This window comes from Amycolatopsis dendrobii (genome assembly GCF_014145675.1).
GTDB lineage: Bacteria > Actinomycetota > Actinomycetes > Mycobacteriales > Pseudonocardiaceae > Amycolatopsis > Amycolatopsis dendrobii.
Genome location: NZ_JACGZW010000001.1, coordinates 430789 through 446253, shown reverse-complemented (window position 1 = coordinate 446253; position 15465 = coordinate 430789). Strand labels below are relative to the sequence as shown.

Annotated in this window: 13 protein-coding genes; 5 read left to right on the top strand and 8 right to left on the bottom strand. The window is 71.1% G+C overall.

Translation table 11 applies throughout. The features are described 5' to 3' along the window. Positions 1-115: 115 nt before the first annotated feature. Together H4281_RS01970 and H4281_RS01965 are read left to right on the top strand one after the other, a co-directional pair. Entirely contained in the window at positions 116-1459 is a 1344-nt protein-coding gene (locus H4281_RS01970; RefSeq protein WP_182889120.1) for an MFS transporter, read from the top strand. 31 nt (positions 1460-1490) lie between these two features. Next, complete coding sequence (locus H4281_RS01965) at positions 1491-2972, top strand: APC family permease (RefSeq protein ID WP_182889119.1); 1482 nt, start codon at positions 1491-1493, stop codon at positions 2970-2972. On the opposite strand, the gene H4281_RS01960 is transcribed toward H4281_RS01965, so the two are convergent. Together H4281_RS01960 and H4281_RS01955 are read right to left on the bottom strand one after the other, a co-directional pair. After that, positions 2973-3827 carry an SAM-dependent methyltransferase gene (locus tag H4281_RS01960; protein WP_037805777.1) on the bottom strand — a complete coding sequence of 285 codons (855 nt, stop codon included), beginning with the start codon at positions 3825-3827 and terminating at the stop codon, positions 2973-2975. It abuts the gene before it with no gap. Between the two features lie 58 nt (positions 3828-3885). Further along, positions 3886-4554 carry a hypothetical protein gene (locus H4281_RS01955; protein ID WP_220506586.1) on the bottom strand — a complete coding sequence of 223 codons (669 nt, stop codon included), beginning with the start codon at positions 4552-4554 and terminating at the stop codon, positions 3886-3888. A gap of 143 nt (positions 4555-4697) precedes the next feature. Between H4281_RS01955 and pip the strand changes: the two genes are divergently transcribed. Further along, positions 4698-5642 (top strand): prolyl aminopeptidase, encoded by a 945-nt coding sequence (gene pip / locus H4281_RS01950; protein ID WP_182889117.1) that lies wholly within the window; start codon positions 4698-4700, stop codon positions 5640-5642. Between the two features lie 112 nt (positions 5643-5754). Here pip and H4281_RS01945 read toward each other — a convergent pair whose 3' ends face one another. The 5 genes from H4281_RS01945 to H4281_RS01925 are packed head-to-tail and all read right to left on the bottom strand — an operon-like array spanning position 5755 to position 11598. Then, complete coding sequence (locus H4281_RS01945; protein ID WP_182889116.1) at positions 5755-6276, bottom strand: dihydrofolate reductase family protein; 522 nt, start codon at positions 6274-6276, stop codon at positions 5755-5757. A 53-nt stretch (positions 6277-6329) separates the two neighbouring features. Continuing rightward, on the bottom strand, positions 6330-7946 hold the full coding sequence (locus H4281_RS01940; protein ID WP_182889115.1) for a dipeptide ABC transporter ATP-binding protein: 1617 nt from the start codon (positions 7944-7946) through the stop codon (positions 6330-6332). A gap of 4 nt (positions 7947-7950) precedes the next feature. Then, positions 7951-9639: an ABC transporter substrate-binding protein gene (locus H4281_RS01935; protein WP_182889114.1), complete on the bottom strand. Its 1689-nt coding sequence runs from the start codon at positions 9637-9639 to the stop codon at positions 7951-7953. Between the two features lie 19 nt (positions 9640-9658). Further along, positions 9659-10660, bottom strand: a complete 1002-nt coding sequence (locus tag H4281_RS01930) for an ABC transporter permease (protein ID WP_182889113.1) — start codon at positions 10658-10660, stop codon at positions 9659-9661. Next, a complete protein-coding gene (locus tag H4281_RS01925) occupies positions 10657-11598 on the bottom strand; it encodes an ABC transporter permease (protein ID WP_182889112.1) in 942 nt (313 codons plus the stop codon). Before H4281_RS01925 ends, H4281_RS01930 begins: the two co-directional genes overlap by 4 nt. A 321-nt stretch (positions 11599-11919) precedes the next feature. Between H4281_RS01925 and H4281_RS01920 the strand changes: the two genes are divergently transcribed. Then, positions 11920-12564, top strand: coding sequence for a S1 family peptidase (locus tag H4281_RS01920; RefSeq protein WP_182889111.1), 645 nt, complete (start codon positions 11920-11922; stop codon positions 12562-12564). A 105-nt stretch (positions 12565-12669) separates the two neighbouring features. Here the strand turns inward: H4281_RS01920 and H4281_RS01915 are convergent, their stop codons facing one another. After that, positions 12670-14955: an FUSC family protein gene (locus H4281_RS01915; RefSeq protein WP_182889110.1), complete on the bottom strand. Its 2286-nt coding sequence runs from the start codon at positions 14953-14955 to the stop codon at positions 12670-12672. A gap of 55 nt (positions 14956-15010) precedes the next feature. Here H4281_RS01915 and H4281_RS01910 point away from each other — a divergent pair, with 55 nt between their 5' ends. After that, positions 15011-15460: a MarR family winged helix-turn-helix transcriptional regulator gene (locus H4281_RS01910; protein ID WP_182889109.1), complete on the top strand. Its 450-nt coding sequence runs from the start codon at positions 15011-15013 to the stop codon at positions 15458-15460. Positions 15461-15465: the final 5 nt, after the last annotated feature.

The window sequence follows — 15465 nt, the reverse complement described above, 5'->3', positions numbered from 1 at the left end:
AGCTCAGCGCTTCTGCATAACGCGAACAGATGCATTGCTTTGCTTATTACTTCTTGTTAGATGCCGTGGGCCGCTCTTAGCGTCCTCCCGAAGAACCGGTCCAAGGAGGCCACTCATGACCGCACCCGACGCCTCTCCGGCGCCCGATCTCGCCGAACAGAGCGCCGATCCCGCGACGCTGCGCCGCAGTGTCGCCGCCGGTGCCGTCGGCGTTTTCGTGCACTGGTTCGACTGGGCCGCCTACGCCTACCTCGCCAGCACCATCGCGTCGGTCTTCTTCCCGGCGGGCAACTCGACGGCGGGCCTGCTCGCGGTGTTCGGCGTCTTCGCGGTGTCGTTCGGGATCCGGCCGGTCGGCGCGCTGATCTTCGGGCCGCTGGGCGACAAGATCGGCCGCAAGCGGACGCTGTCGGTGGTCATCTTCGTGATGTCCGGGGCGACGCTCGTGATCGGCCTGCTGCCGGGCTACTCGACGATCGGCATCGCGGCCCCGGTCCTGCTGGTGCTGCTGCGCCTGCTGCAGGGTCTCGCGGCGGGCGGCGAATTCGGCAGCGCGGCGAGCTTCCTCGCCGAGTACGCGCCGCGCCGGCGGCGCGGGTTCGGCGTCAGCTGGCTGGAAGTCGGTTCGCTGCTGGGCTTCCTCGCCGGTTCGTTCGTGTTCCTGCTGCTGTCGATCGGCCTGACGAACGCGCAGCTGGCCTCGTGGGGCTGGCGCGTCCCGTTCCTCATCGCCGCGCCGCTGGGCATCATCGGGTTCGTCATCCGCGGCAAGATCGAGGACACGCCCGAGTACCGCGCCCTCGAAGCGACCGACAACGTGCCGCGCAGCCCGGTCCGGGAACTGTTCCGCCACAACAAGAAGCAACTGCTCCAAGCGGCCGGGCTGATGACCATGATGCACGTGCCGTTCTACGCGGTGCTCACCTACCTGGTCACCTACGAGACCGACTACCTCGGCCACTCGTCCGGCAGCGCGGCGGCACTGTCCACAGTGATCTCGCTCGTCGGACTGGTCCTGGTGCCCTTCTTCGGCCGCCTTTCCGACCGCGTCGGACGACGGCCGGTCCTGGTCGGCGCGGGCGCGGCGCTGTTCGTCTTCGCCGTCCCCGCGTACCTGCTGATGCGCACCGGTCTCGTCGGCACCTGGATCGGCGGGCTCGCGCTCGGCGCCATCCTGGCGGCGATCCTCGGCACCTACGCGGTGTGGTCCGCGGAGATCTTCCCGACCCGCACCCGGCAAAGCGGACTGTCCATCGCGTACAACATCACCGCCGCTCTGTTCGCCGGCACCGTGCCGTACCTGATGACCGTCCTGATTTCCGCGACCGGCAGCACGCTCGTGCCCGGCCCGTACCTGATGGCCGCGGCGGCCGTCGGCCTCGTCGCCGCGTTCTCGATGCGCGAGACCGCCGGAACCCCGTTGCTGCACAAGGAAGACCTGGGCAACACCGAAGCCTGACTCCCCCTCGATTCACCAAAGGCGGTGAAGCGTGCCCGAACCCACCTTCGTCAACAGCGAATCCGGAAACCTGCGCCGGAACCTGCGCCGGATCGACTCGATCTTCCTCGCGATCGCGGCCATCATCTCGGTGGACACCATCGGCCAGATCGCGACCTCGGGGGCGGAGGCGGTCACCTGGACCGCTGTGCTCCTCGTGTTGTTCCTGTTCCCGTACGGCCTGGTGATGGCCGAACTCGGCAGTGCGTTCCCGGCCGAGGGCGGCCCGTTCGTCTGGCTGCGGCTCGCGTTCGGAAAGCTGCCCGCCGCGCTCGGCACGCTGCTGTACTGGATCACCAACCCGGTGTGGCTCGGCGGTTCGATCACCTTCCTCGCGGCCGCGACCTGGCAGCAGTACCTCGTCCCGGCCTCGCCGGGCGGGTTCGCCGACTACGCGTTCAAGCTGGTTTTCATCTGGCTGGCGATCCTCGGCGCGGTGGTGAGCCTGCGGTACGGCAAGTGGTTCATCGCCGCCGGGGCGCTGCTGAAGGTCGGCTTGGTGGTGCTTTTCGCCGTCACCGCAGCGATCTACGCCGCGCGCAACGGGGTGCACGGCTCGCTGGCCTTCTCGCCGACCATCGGCGGATTCCTCGCCGTGGTCCCGGTTTTGATGTTCGCCCTCGTCGGGTTCGAGGCTCCCAACGGTGCGGCCGAGGAGATGCACAACCCTCGCCGCGACGTCCCCGTCACAGTCGGGGTTTCCGGTCTGGTGTCGGCGTTGTGTTACCTGGTGCCGGTTTTCGGAATCGTGCTGGTGATGCCGTCGGACAAGATCAACGGGCTCGGCGGCTTCCTCGACGCGGTGCGCCAGGTGTTCTCCGTCTACGGCGGCGCTGCGGACGCGATGCTGACGCTCGCCGCCGTCGTGTTCGTTTTCGTTCTGCTGAACCAGGGTTGCTCGTGGATGATCGCGTCGGACCGCATCCAGGCGATGGCCGCCGTCGACGGCGCGTTTCCGCGCTGGTTCGGGGCATTTCATCCGAAGCTGAACACTCCGTTGCGGGTCAACCTGCTCTCCGGCGTGGTCGCGACCGCGTTCACGGTGGTGGCGACGATCGTGCAGAGCAGTTCGGCTTCGGCGGTGTTCGCGGTGGTGCTCAACATCGCGGTGAGCACGTTGCTGCTGTCGTATCTGCTGATCTTCCCGACGATTCTGGTGCTGCGGCGGAAGTACCCGTCGATCGAGCGCCCGTTCCGCGTGCCGGGCGGACGGGCCGGGCTGTGGGCCAGCTCGGTGCTGATCTACGCGTGGATCCTGCTCGGCGCGTGGCAGACGGTGGCGCCCGGAGTGCTGGACCGGGCGCTGGGGGCGCCGTACGACTTCGAAGCGACCTGGGGCGTGTCGCGGCTGACCTTCGAACTGTTCACGGCCGGAACGCTGGCCGTGCTGATCGGGTTCGGGCTCGTCGGGTACCTCATCGCCCGTCGGCAACCCGCGCCGGCCGCGGAGGTCCCGCAACCGGCAGCGACCTAGTCAGACCTTCCGCCCCACCACACCCGCCACGCATCGGGCGGCGTCGCTCAGCGGCTTCAGCCTCGGTCCGTCCTGCCACCATTCGTCCGCGACCGACAAGCCGGGGCCGTCCGTCCGGCTCGGCGGGAGCAGTTCCAGACCGGGCAGCATCGCCTCGATCTCCGCGCGCGTCCGGAACCGCCCGGCGCCCAGCGGGCCGGACACGAGGATCTCCTCGATCCGCTTGGCGACCGCGGTCAGCTCCGGCACCTCGGGGTCGTAGAAATGCGCCATGGCGACGTACGAACCGGGGGCGAGGGCGTCGATGTACTCGCGCATCACCTCGACCGCGCCGTCGCCCTCGTAGTGGTGCATCGTGCCGATGTGCAGGAGCGCGACCGGCTCCGAGAAGTCGATGTACTCGCGCACCGTTTCGTGCTGCAGCACCGCCCGCGGCTCGAAGATGTCGGCCTCGACCATGTGCGTGAAGTCGTTGTCCTCCAGCAGCGCCCGGCCGTGCGCGAGCACCACCGGGTCGTTGTCGACGTACACCACGTGCGCGTCGCGGTGGTAGCGCTGCACGATCTGGTGGGTGTTCTCGGCGGTCGGCAGGCCCGAGCCGCAGTCGAGGAACTGGCGGATGTCGGTCTGGCTCGCCAGCATGCGCAGCGCGCGGTTGTGGAAACCGCGGTTGCCGCGAGCGATGTGCACCGCCTCGGGGACCGCCGTGCTGATCTTCTCCATCACCGCGCGGTCCACCTCGTAGTGGTGGCTCCCGCCGAGGAACCCGTCGTAGATCCGCGCGATGCTCGGGCGGTTCGGGTCCACCCCCACCGGCACCTGGCTGGGCGACAACGGAGACGACGAGCCGGTCATGGACACCTCGCGGAGCAGTCGGTCGGCAGTGACCTACTGAGAGTAGTACCGCCGCCGTTCAGCCGTGCCAGCGGCGCGGCCGGTCGCCGCCGCCCCATTGCTCCATGTACGAGCTGACCGCCGAGCGGAACGCGTCCTCCATCGAATCCCCGGACTGGTCCTGGCTGTCCTGCCGCGGGTCCTGCGTCGGCTGGACGCGCGGCGGCGGCGCGGTCGTCGCGGGACGGCTGCTGGCCCGGATCACCGTGTCGCGCACCTGGCCGCTCGCCGGGGCAGGGGACGCGCTGAGCGTGCTCACCGCGGGCGGCGCGGACGATGTGGTGCGGACCGGCGCGGGCGGCGGCTGCACCGGCTGCGGGTCCGACCCGCCGGACGCCGACGGCCACAACGCCCACGAGCCCAGCCCCGCGCACACCACCACGGCGGCACCGGCGAAGACGCCGTATCGCGCTGGCCGCCGCTGGCTCGGCGGCGCGGTCTCGGCGGCAGGCGCGGGCGGATCGGCGACGGGCGCCGGGCCGCGTTTGGCGAGCTGTTCGGCCGGGGAGCCGGTCGAGACGTCGAGGACCCCGCCGAACGCCGAGGTCGGTTCGTCGGGGCTGCCGGCCCGGCGGCGCACCAGCGGCGGGGGTTCGCTGCCGTCGATCCGGGGCATCGGCGCCGTCTCCGACAGCCGCACGAGATTCGCGACCGACTCGAGGTCGCTGCCGGACTCCGGGTTCCCCATCCAGACCTCCACCCCGCCGGGGCCGCGCGTCCGCGGCGCTGCCGGCGCCGCAGATCCTAGGGACCCCCGGTCCGCGCTGTAAACCCGTCCCGGGCGTGATCCAGTACGCTCGACGGGTTTCCGGCCCGGGGAGGAGGCCCGCGATGCGGCCGTTCACGGTCGAACCCGACGCGAGCGGCATGCTCGACGCCGGCGAAGGACAGCAGATCTACTGGGACGCCAGCGGCTCCGGCAAGCCGGTGCTGTGCGTGCACGGCGGCCCCGGCGGAGGCGGCGCCGGCTTCGGCCGCAGCGGATTCGACCCGGAGAAGTTCCGCGTCGTGGTGTTCGACCAGCGCGGCTGCGGACGGAGCACGCCGAGCGTCGCGGACCCGGCGGTGAGCCTGGAGCACCAGACCACCGAGCGGCTGATCGCCGACATGGAGAAGCTGCGCGTCCATCTCGGCTTCGAGAACTGGCTGCTCTACGGCGGTTCCTGGGGCGCGACGCTCGCGCTGGCCTACGCGCAGCGGCATCCGGAACGGGTCAGCGGCATCGTGCTGGTGGCCGCCTTCACCTCTTCGCCGGACGAGATCGACTGGCTCTACCGCGGCGTCCGGCGGCTGCTGCCCGCGCAATGGGAAGCGTTCCGCGCGGGCGCGCCCGACCTGGACGGAGACCTCCTCGCCGGGTACTCGCAGCTGCTCGCCAGCCCGGACCGCGCGGTGCAGCTCCGCGCCGCGCGGGATTGGTGCGCCTGGGAAGACGCGGTGATCTCGCACGAATGGGTCGGCGGCCGGACCGGGCAGTTCAGCGCGGGCACGGACGACGAGCTGATCACGCTCGCCCGCCTGTGCGCGCACTACTACGGCCACCACGCTTGGCTGGAGGACGACCAGTTGCTGCGCGACATCCACTTGCTGCACGGCATTCCGGCGGTGCTGATCCACGGCCGGGCCGACCTGAGCGCGCCGCTGCGCAAGGCGTGGCAGCTCGCCCAGGCCTGGCCGGACGCCGAACTGGTCGTGATCGACGACGCGGGGCACACCGGGAGCCCGTCGATGGGGACGGCGGTGCTGGAGGCGATCGCCCGGTTCGAGGATCGCTGACGATCGGCGCGGGAACTCCTGCCGCACGCCTCCGCGCCAGCGGCATGCAGCGGCGTCATGGGCGGCACCGGGGGCGGGATGCGCGGAACCAGCGTCCACGCTGCGGGAATCGCTAGCGCAGGACGCGGTAGCGAAGGCTCGTTCCCCGCTGCGCCAGCAATTCCAGGCGCACCGGCGGTCCCGGCCGTTCGAACAGCCGCACTCCGCCGCCGAGCAGCACCGGCATCAGCATTACCTCGACCTCGTCCAGCAGGCCGGCGTCGACGCAAGCCAGCCCGACCGAAGCGCCCAGGACGTTGACCGTCTTCTCCCCCGCCGCCGCCCTGGCCGCGGCGACGCCTTCCTCCAGCGAGGAACAGAACGTCACCCCGGGCACCGCTGGCGCGACGCCCCGGGTCAGCACCACTTGCGGCCCGTCCCACAAGCCGCCGAAAGCCTTGCCTTCGTTCTCGGTGCCGCGATACGGGTCGTCGCCGGAGAAGGTCCGGCGGCCGACCAGCAGCGCGCCCACCTCCGCGGCCAAGCCGTCCGCGGAGGCATCTCCGGTGTACGGCGCGAGCCATCCCATGTCCCCGCCGGGCCCGGCGATGAACCCGTCCAGCGACATCGCGGCGGAGTACAGCAGCTTTCCCATGCCAGTCCCTTCCGTTTTCCGTACCGACTCCCGGAAGGGCGCAAACTCATCGGTCAGCCCGACAGCGCGCGCCAAGCCTCCCGGCGTTCCCGCTGCCGCTGCGGGTCCGCCACCGGAGCCGCGGCGACCAGCCGTCGCGTGTAGTCCTCCCGCGGCGAGCCCAGCACCGCCGCCACCGGGCCCTCCTCGACCACCCGGCCGTGGTGCAGCACGACGACCCGGTCCGCGACCCGCTCCACCACCGCCAGGTCGTGGCTGATGAACAGGCACGCGAAGGCCAGTTCCCGCTGCAAGTCCGCCAGCAGGTCCAGCACCGAGGCCTGCACCGAGACGTCCAGCGCGCTCGTCGGCTCGTCCGCGATCAGCAGCCGCGGCCGCAGCGCCAGCGCCCGTGCGATGCCCACCCGCTGCCGCTGGCCGCCGGAAAGCTCGTGCGGGTAGCGGTTGCTCCAGCCGGGATCCAGGCGCACGGCGGAAAGCAGTTCCGCGACCCGCTCCCGGTGCTCGCCGCGTTCGCCGTGCACCACCAGGGGCTCGGCGATGCTCGCGCCGATCGTGGCGCGCGGGTTGAGGGCGGAGGCCGGGTTCTGGAACACGATCCCGATCTGCCGCCGGATCTCCCGCTTCTGCCGGGACGACGCCCGCGCGACGTCCGCGCCGTCGATCCGCACGGTGCCCGCCGAGGGCGCGACCAAGCCGGTCAGCACGGACGAGATCGTGCTCTTGCCGGAACCGGACTCGCCCACGAGACCGAGCACCTCGTCGGTCCCGATCGTCAGCGACACGCCGTCGACCGCACGCACCGGCGGGGCGGCGCCGCCGACCCGGTAGGTCACCGCCAGGTCCGTCACCGACACCAGCGGAGCCGACGCCGGCCGCACCGCATTGTCGGGCCCGGAACCCAGTGACAGCACCGAATCCAGCAGTTCCCGGGTGTAGCCGGCTCGCGGCGAGGCGAACAGCCCGGCCGCGGTGTTCTGCTCGACGACCTGGCCCTCGCGCAGCACCACGACCCGGTCCGCGACGTCCGCGACCACGCCCATGTCGTGGGTCACCAGCAGGATCGCCGTGCCGAGCCGGTCGCGCAGCGACCGCAGCAGCTGCAGGATCCCGGCTTGCACGGTGACGTCCAGCGCGGTCGTCGGCTCGTCCGCGACCAGCAGCTTCGGGTCGTGGATCAACGCGATCGCGATGACCACCCGCTGCAACTGCCCGCCGGACAGCTCGTGCGGGTAAGCCCGCAGCACGCGCCGCGCGTCCAGCTCCACGAGCTCCAGCAGTTCCCGGGCCCGCTCCCGCGCCGCGGCCCGCGACGCCTTCCGGTGCGCCCGGACGGCGTCCACGAGCTGCGTGCCGATCCGGAACACCGGGTTCAGCGCGCTCATCGGCTCCTGGAACACCATGCCGATCTCGCCGCCGCGCACCGCGCGCAGCGCCGGACCGTCCACTGTGTACAGATCGCGGCCGTCGAGCACCGCGGAGCCGGTCACCGTCGCGGTGTCCGGCAGCAGGCCGAGCAGCGACAACGCGGTGACCGACTTGCCGGAACCGGATTCCCCGACGAGGGCGACGACCTCGCCGGGGTTCACCTCGAAGCTCACCTCGCGAACCGCGGCGGAGTCGCCGAACCGGATCGAGACGTCGCGCAGGGACAGCAGCTGCTCGGACACGGGATTACTTCGCCAGGCCCATCTGGAGGTAGTTCGGGTACGCCGGGAACGCGCCGATCGCGAAATTGCCGACCTTCGCGCCGTGCAGGAACGAGTTGCGCGTGTAGATCAGCGGGACCACCGGGGAGTCCTGCATGATCCGCTTGTCCGCCTTCGCCCACAGCTTCCCGGCCGCGGCCGGGTCGACCGTGCCCTGCGCCTCGGTGATCAGGGCGTCCACCTCGGGCACCGAGTAGCGCGACTCGTTGTACCCGCCGTTGCCGATCTCCGACGTGCCGAAGAGCGGCTCGATGTTCGCGTTGGCGCTCGGGAAGTCCGGCTGCCACGAACCGAGGGTCAGGTCGTAGTTGCCGTCGTTGCCGGTGACCAGCGTGGTCCACGCTTCGTCGTCGAGCGGGCGCAGCTTCGTGCGGATGCCCGCGCGCTGCAGCGCGGCCTGGATCGCCTGTGCCTTGTCCGCGTCGTTGTTCGCCGTCGACACCGGGAAGTCCAAGTTGTCGATGCCGTTCGGGAAACCGGCTTCGGCCAGCAACTGCTTCGCCTTCGCGACGTCCCCGTTCGGCGGGGCCGGGTAGAGGTCGTACACCTCGCGCCCGGCGATGCCCTCGGTGATCAGCGTGGTGGCGATCGGGCCGGCCAGGTCCGCGCTGCCCGCGGCGGCGACCTGGTAGGCGGTCTTGTCCACGGCGTACTGGAACGCCTGGCGCACCTTGGGATTCGCCAGCGGGCCGCGCTTCGTGTTCAGCGCGAGGTAAGCCAGCGCGCCGGACTTCGACGTGACGAGCTGGTTCTTCGCCGCCGGGTTCGTGCGGATCTGCGCCAGCTGCGCCGGGTTCACGAACGACGAGCCGAACGCGAACGCGTCGTTGCCCTGGCTCGCCAGCAGCCGCTTCGCGACGACGCCGGTGTCCTGGCCCATCTGGATCACGACCGCGTCCGGCAGGCCGGTGCGCGCGAGGTCGGTCTTCGCGTCCCAGTTCGGGTTGCGGACGAACTTGACCTGCACGCCCTTCTGGTACGACTCGACCTGGTACGGGCCGGACGCGACCGGCTTCGTGTCGTAGGTCGCGTCGGTGCCCTTGCCCTTCGGCACCGGGGCGAACGCGGGCATGCTCGCGATCCACGGCCAGTCGCCGTACGGGCGGGCCAGGTGGAACACGATCGTCTTCGGGTCCGGCGTCTCGATCGACGCCAGCTCGCCGCCCTTGAACGGGCCCTTGTAGTCCGGGCCGCCGGCGAGCAGGTTCTTGTGGTAGCCCAGCCCGCCGGAAAACGCCGAATCGAACGACCGCTCGATGCCGTACTTGATCTCGGCGCTGGTGATCGGCGTGCCGTCGGCCATCTTCAGGCCGTCCTTGAGCGTGTAGGTCCAGGTCTTGCCGTCCGCGCTCGCCCGGCCGGTGTCGGTGGCGAGGTCCGGGACCACCGTGGCCGGGCCGTCCGCGGCGGTCTTCCACGCGGTGAGCCTGCGGTGGATCAGGCTGATCGTGGTGATCGCCAGGTTCTGGCTCTTCGCCGGGTCGAGGTGCTGCGACGTGGTGTCGCTGAGGATGTAGAGCGTGCCGCCGGACGACACCGCGACCGCTCCCCCGCCGCCGGACTGCTCGTTCGCGTTGCACGCGGCGAGGAACGCCCCTGCCCCGGTGACCGTGGCGGTGATGCCGAGCGCCTTCAGGAAGTCCCTGCGATCCATGGTTTTTCCGTTCCCTTTCTCACGAACCGAGCCGAGCGCGGGGGTCGAGGACCCCGTAGAGCACGTCCACCGCGAAGTTCGCGAGGACGACGAAGAAGGCGGCGAACAGGCTGACGCCCATCAGCACCGGCAGGTCCACCTGGTGCACGGCGTCGACGAGCAGCCCGCCGAGCCCGGGCAGCGCGAACACCCGCTCGGTGATCACCGCGCCGCCGAGCAGCGCGCCGAGGTCGACCGCGAACACCGTCACCACCGGCAGCAACACGTTGCGCAGCGCGTATTTCCCGATGACCGTCCGCTCCGGCAGGCCGACCGCCCGCGCGGTGCGGATGAAGTCCTCGCCCATGATTTCGAGCATCTGCCCGCGCGACAGCCGGGCGTACACCGCGGCGTTGATGAACGCCAGCACCAGCCACGGCAGCACGAGGTGCCACGCCCAGTCGACCGGGCTTTGCGCGAACGCCACGTAGCCGCTCACCGGCACCACGTCGAGCGTGAAGCCGAACAGCAGGATTCCCAGCAGCCCGACCAGATACGCGGGCGCGGACACCCCGGCCAGCGTCACCGTCATCGCGGCCCGGTCGGCGAACTTCCCGCGGCGCAGCGCGGAGAACACGCCGGTCGCGACGCCGGCGATCAGCCAGATCACCGCCGCGCCGACAGCCAGCGAGACCGTGATCGGCAGCCGGTCCCCGATCAGCGCCAGCACCGGTTCGCTCTGCTGGAACGAGTAGCCGAAGCAGGGCGCGGAGCAGACGATCGCCGTCACGCCGGCACCGAACGTGCGGCCGGTGAAGATGCCGCCGAGGAAGTCGAAGTACTGCTGGATCCACGGCTTGTCGAAGCCCATGAACTCCCGCGCCAGCGCCAGGTTCTCCGGCGTGCACGGCTTGCCGCAGGACATGTACGCCGGATCGGTGGGCAGCAGGTAGAACACCGCGAAGGTGGCGAAGCTGACCACGAGCAGCACGCCGAGCATGCCCAGCAGGCGGATGCCCACGAAACGCAAGGTGCGGTTCACCGGCGCACCGCCGTCTTCGGGTCGAGCGCGTCGCGCAGTCCGTCGCCGAGCATGTTGAACGCGAGCGTCGCGATGAACAGCGCGGCGCCGGGGAAAATGAGGAACATCGGATCGGTCTGCACCCAGTTGATCGCGTCGCTGATGGAACGGCCCCAGCTCGGTGTGGGCGGCGGGATGCCGACGCCGAGGAACGACAGCGCGGCTTCCAGCCCGATGTTGGCCGGGATGCTCACCGTCGCCAGCACGATGATCGGCGCCCACAGGTTCGGCAGCAGTTCGCGGCGGAACACGTGCCCGCCGCCCGCGCCGAGCGCACGGGCCGCCTTGACGAAGTCGCGGTTGCGCAGGCTCAGCGTCTGCGCGCGGACCACCCGGGCCACGCGCGGCCAGCTGAACAGGCCGATCACCGCGATCAGCAGCAGCGGCCGCGGGATCGACTGCGGGGCGACCGCGCCGAGCGCGATCATGAAGATCAGCTGCGGGAACCCGAGCAGCACGTCGGTCACCCGGCTCACCACGGTGTCCCACCAGCCGCCGGCATACCCGGCGCTAGCCCCGAGCAGCACGCCCAGCAGCACCGACACCGCGGTCGCGGCGAGCCCGATCAGGAACGACGTGCGCGCGCCGTACGCGACGACCGCGAAGAGGTCCCGTCCGGTCAGCGGCTCGACGCCGAACCAGTGGCTTCCGCTGATGCCGCCGAGGAATCCCGCGCCGGTGCCGTCGGCCGGATCGAGCAGTTCGGTGTGGTACGTGTACGGATCCTGGCCCTCGATGAGGGCGAGCAGCGGAGCCGCGAGAGCGGTGACGATCACCAGCACGATGACGACCGCGCTGGCTTGCGCCCAGCGGTCGTGCCGCAGCGCGCGCCACAGGTTCCGGGAGGCCGGAGCGGCCGCCGGGACACCGGCGCCGCCCGGCGACAGGATGTCGGACAACGGTTCCCTATGCAGATCAGCGTTACTTGACGACGTGACAGTAAAGAACCCGAAGGAAATTCACCACGACGGCGGTGCCCGTCCCGGATCGTGAGACGCCGACGGCATCGCGCCTCCCCGGGGATTCATGCTGTTCGCGCAGGTCACCGGCGGTCGCGCGGCTCGGGTCAGTGTGCCGTGCGGACAGCTGTCCGGCCAACCTTGTTGTCACCCGTTCGGACGTAGTCCCGGGACGGTCGGCTGACCCGGATTGTGCCGCTGCCCGCCCCGCACTGGACTGGGCGCACGGAGCCAGTCTCATGTGGACGGAAGGACCTGCCGATGTTTCGCTGCTCGCGCCGCACGCTGACCGGAGTGCTCACCGCCGCGGCCGCCTTGCTGGTCAGCCCTCCCGCCTCGGCAGCGGGCACGGCGGTGAACGGCGGCGACGCGATGTACACCGTGTCGCCGGGACCCGGACGCGAGCCGTACTACTGTTCCGCGGGGTTCGCGATCCTCGTCAAGGAGGTCCGGTACATCCTCACCGCGGGGCACTGCACTGAGCACGGGCTCGATTGGAAAGACATCGGCCGCAACGTCGACAGCCACTTCCCGGTGACCGATTACGGCCGCGTCGAGGACCCGTCGGGTTCCGGCCACAGCCAGGTCGATCTCTACGACGGCAGCACCCAGCGGATCGTGCGCGCGGGCACCCCGAGGATGGGACAGCTGGTGTGCCGGAGCGGCATGACGACGAAGAAGACGTGCGGAAAGGTCCTTGGCCTCAACCAGACCGTGAACTTCGGCGACGGCAAGCAGGTCGTCGGGACCATCGCCACCGACATCCCGGTCGGGGCCGGGGACAGCGGCGGCCCGTTGTTCTACGCCGGGGTCGGGTACGGCGTGCTGTCCGGCTGGAACAACCAGGTCAGCTTCTTCCAGCCGCTGCCGCCGGTGCTCGCCGCCTACGGGGCCACGCTGGCCTGAGCGTCCCCGAGCCGCCCCCTTGGCGGCCCGGCCCGGCCCGGCGACGGGGGCCGGGCCGCCAAGGGTTCCCTCACCGCGGACCGTCCGGCCGCCCGGGCCGGGTGGTCAGCCGGCCGAACGCTCCCCCGGGACGCCCGCGCGGACCTGCCGATACAGCCGCGGCACCGTCGGCGCGGGAAGGGCAGGCAGCCGGCGCGGGCCCGCCGGACCGGTCGCCGCGAGATCGCACAGCACGTGGTACAGGTGGCTCAACGCGCGCAGTGCCGGATCGTTCGCCCGGTCGCCGGGAGCGGCTGGGGTGTAAGCGAACAACGCGAGGTCCGCACGGGCCAGCGGGCCCTCGGCGCCCGTCCGGCCGGTGCCCGGCGGCGCCAGGGAGAGTTCCTCGACCGCTTCGGCCAGCGCCGCGCACGCCGCGGCCGGGCCGTCCGGGTGCCGGGCGCACGAACCCGGTGGCATCCGCATCGCGACGGCGAGCGCGCGGCCGTGCGTCGTCAGCGCGGCGTAGAGCGACAACCGGTGCCGCAGCCGCGGCGAGGTGGTGCCGCCCAGCACCGGGCGGGTGAGCGGCCGCGCGACCAGCGCGAGCTGGTACAGCCGGTGGTCCAGGGCCCGGGCGAGCGCGTCGAAGTCCGGCGGCGGGTCGGAGTGCTGGCGTTCCAGCCGTGCGGCTGACGCCTTCAGCAGTTCTCGCAGTGCGGCGAGCAGGTTGTCGCGCGCGGTTCGCACCGTGTCGCGGGTGGACAGTGGGGTGACGAGCACCGCCACCAGCAGGCCGACCGCCGCGCCGATCGCGGTCTCTTCCAGCCGAAGGAAAAGCAGCCCGGGCGAGAACTCGTGCAGCACGCTGTAGAGCTGGCCGACCATGATCGTGACGAAGAAGATCATGTACGCATACGAAAGCCGGATCAGGTAGAAGCCGAGGAACATGCTCCCGCAGATCACCGCGAGCACCGCGGCGGTGCTGCCCGCGGTCAGTTCGGCCAGGCCGATCGACGCGGCCAGCCCGACCAGCGTGCCGAGCACCCGGTTGAAGCCCTTGAGGAAGGTTTCGGTGCGCGTGGCCGTGCCGGTGAACATGATGAACGCGGCAAGCACCGCCCAGTAGTAGCGAGCGTCCGACAGCTGTTTCCCGGCCAGGATCGCCAGCGTGCCCGCGATCGCGCCCTGCACTGCCTGCCGGGAGACGAAGTCCATGCGGGACAACGGGTTCCAGCGCGCGTGCCGGGCCGGGACATCTCCCGCGGCGGCGGCCGAACCCGGCAACGCGCCGAAGACGAGCCCCACCGCCGGTTCGAAATCGTCGACCGGTTCGGAGCCGACGGCTCCCGGCTTCCGCGCGCGCTCCAGCACCGGCGCGATTTCCAGCGCGGCCGCCGCGAAGTGCCGCGCCGGCCACCAGCCGCCCGCCGTTCCCCCAGCCCGTTCGGCCAGCGCCGCCAGCCGATACGCGACCTCGGCCGCACCCCGGTCGTCGTGCCGCGCCAGCCGATCCGCCACCTCAGCGGCGGGCACAGCGAGCCCGGACCCGCTGTCGACGAGTGCACCCGCGGCGGTGGCCAACTGGTCCAGCAGGTGATGCGCGTCGACCATCGCCCGGCGGAGCGCCGCCGCGGAAAACCCGGCCGGGACCGCCCCGGGTTCCGCCGACCACGCTTCGATCATCAACGCCGCTTCGGCGATCCTCGCCTGCTTCGCCTGAACTCGCCGCCGCAGCCGGGTTTCCTGGCGCGGGTCCCGGTTGGCCAGCAGGTCGGCGCAGGCGCGGGCGAGCGACCGGCCGCGCGCGTCGAATGAGCGGACCACCTGGCCGAGGGTGCGTTTCGGGTTGCTGCGCAGCAAGGTCAGCGAAAGCAGCAGCACCCACGCGGACGCGACCGTGACGGCCAGCAAGAGCGCGGGCAGCGCCTCCATCGTCGCGTGCAGGAAGGACGCGAAGAAGTAGCCCATCCAGGCCATGAAGCCGTAGAAGAAGAACACCGGCCCGAAACGGCGGACGAACACCGCGAGGAACATCACCGCGACGAAGACGACGAGCATCAGATCCGGATGCGAGCCGACCGCCGCGCCCGGAGCCATCCCGGCGGCGAACGCGACCGGGAAGAACACCGCGGTCTTGACCTTCGCCCACGAGCCCGCGTCGCCCAGGGCCATCGACCCCATCATCGCCACCACCGCGCCGAGCAGCATCCCGACCAGCGCGCCCTTCGCGTCCGCGCCGGTGAGGAGGGCCAGCAGGTACTCCACGCCGAGCGCGGTGGCCATCGAGACAGTCGCCGCGAGCGCTGAGCGCAGCCTGCTCAGCCCCGGATCCGACGAGACGACGCGGTCCCGGATCTCCGTGCCCCTGGACAGCATCCACCCGCCTTCCGACCCGGTCGCGTCAATCATCGGTATGATACCGGTAATTCCGCTACGCTTCTTCGGCTCATCGGAGGACCCGGGCATGGAGCAGACCAGCGAGGCGCTCGACGTGCTGGAACGCGCCACCGCGGTGCTGGTGCGCAACTTCGAGCTGCTGCGCCGCCGCACGGACGTCTACGCCGAACTGGACCAGGCGGAATACCTGATCCTGCGCACCCTGGACGACCTGGGCCCGTCCGGCATCGGCACGCTCGCCGGCGCGCTGGGCCTGGACCCGTCCACCGCCGGACGGCAGGTGTCGGCCCTGCTCGGCAAGGACCTCGTCGCCCGCAGCCAGGCCAGCGAAGACCGCCGCCGCTGCGTGATCACCCCGACCGAACGAGGTCGCGAGCTCATGCACCTGACCCGCGCACGGCGCCGGTCGTCGGTCGGCGACCTGCTGGACGACTGGACACCGGACGAGGTCCGCGCTTTCGCCGGATTGCTCGACCGCTACAACGCCGCGGTCGCGCGGCGGTACCTGCGCACCTGACGCGC

What these genes read in the sequence shown, in the direction of transcription:
- H4281_RS01955 (WP_220506586.1), bottom strand. Translation starts at nt 4,554, where the DNA reads ATGGGGAACCCGGAGTCCGGCAGCGACCTCGAGTCGGTCGCGAATCTC.
- H4281_RS01915 (WP_182889110.1), bottom strand. Translation starts at nt 14,955, where the DNA reads ATGATTGACGCGACCGGGTCGGAAGGCGGGTGGATGCTGTCCAGGGGC.
- H4281_RS01920 (WP_182889111.1), top strand. Translation starts at nt 11,920, where the DNA reads ATGTTTCGCTGCTCGCGCCGCACGCTGACCGGAGTGCTCACCGCCGCG.
- H4281_RS01970 (WP_182889120.1), top strand. Translation starts at nt 116, where the DNA reads ATGACCGCACCCGACGCCTCTCCGGCGCCCGATCTCGCCGAACAGAGC.
- pip (WP_182889117.1), top strand. Translation starts at nt 4,698, where the DNA reads ATGCGGCCGTTCACGGTCGAACCCGACGCGAGCGGCATGCTCGACGCC.
- H4281_RS01945 (WP_182889116.1), bottom strand. Translation starts at nt 6,276, where the DNA reads ATGGGAAAGCTGCTGTACTCCGCCGCGATGTCGCTGGACGGGTTCATC.
- H4281_RS01910 (WP_182889109.1), top strand. Translation starts at nt 15,011, where the DNA reads ATGGAGCAGACCAGCGAGGCGCTCGACGTGCTGGAACGCGCCACCGCG.
- H4281_RS01935 (WP_182889114.1), bottom strand. Translation starts at nt 9,639, where the DNA reads ATGGATCGCAGGGACTTCCTGAAGGCGCTCGGCATCACCGCCACGGTC.
- H4281_RS01960 (WP_037805777.1), bottom strand. Translation starts at nt 3,827, where the DNA reads ATGACCGGCTCGTCGTCTCCGTTGTCGCCCAGCCAGGTGCCGGTGGGG.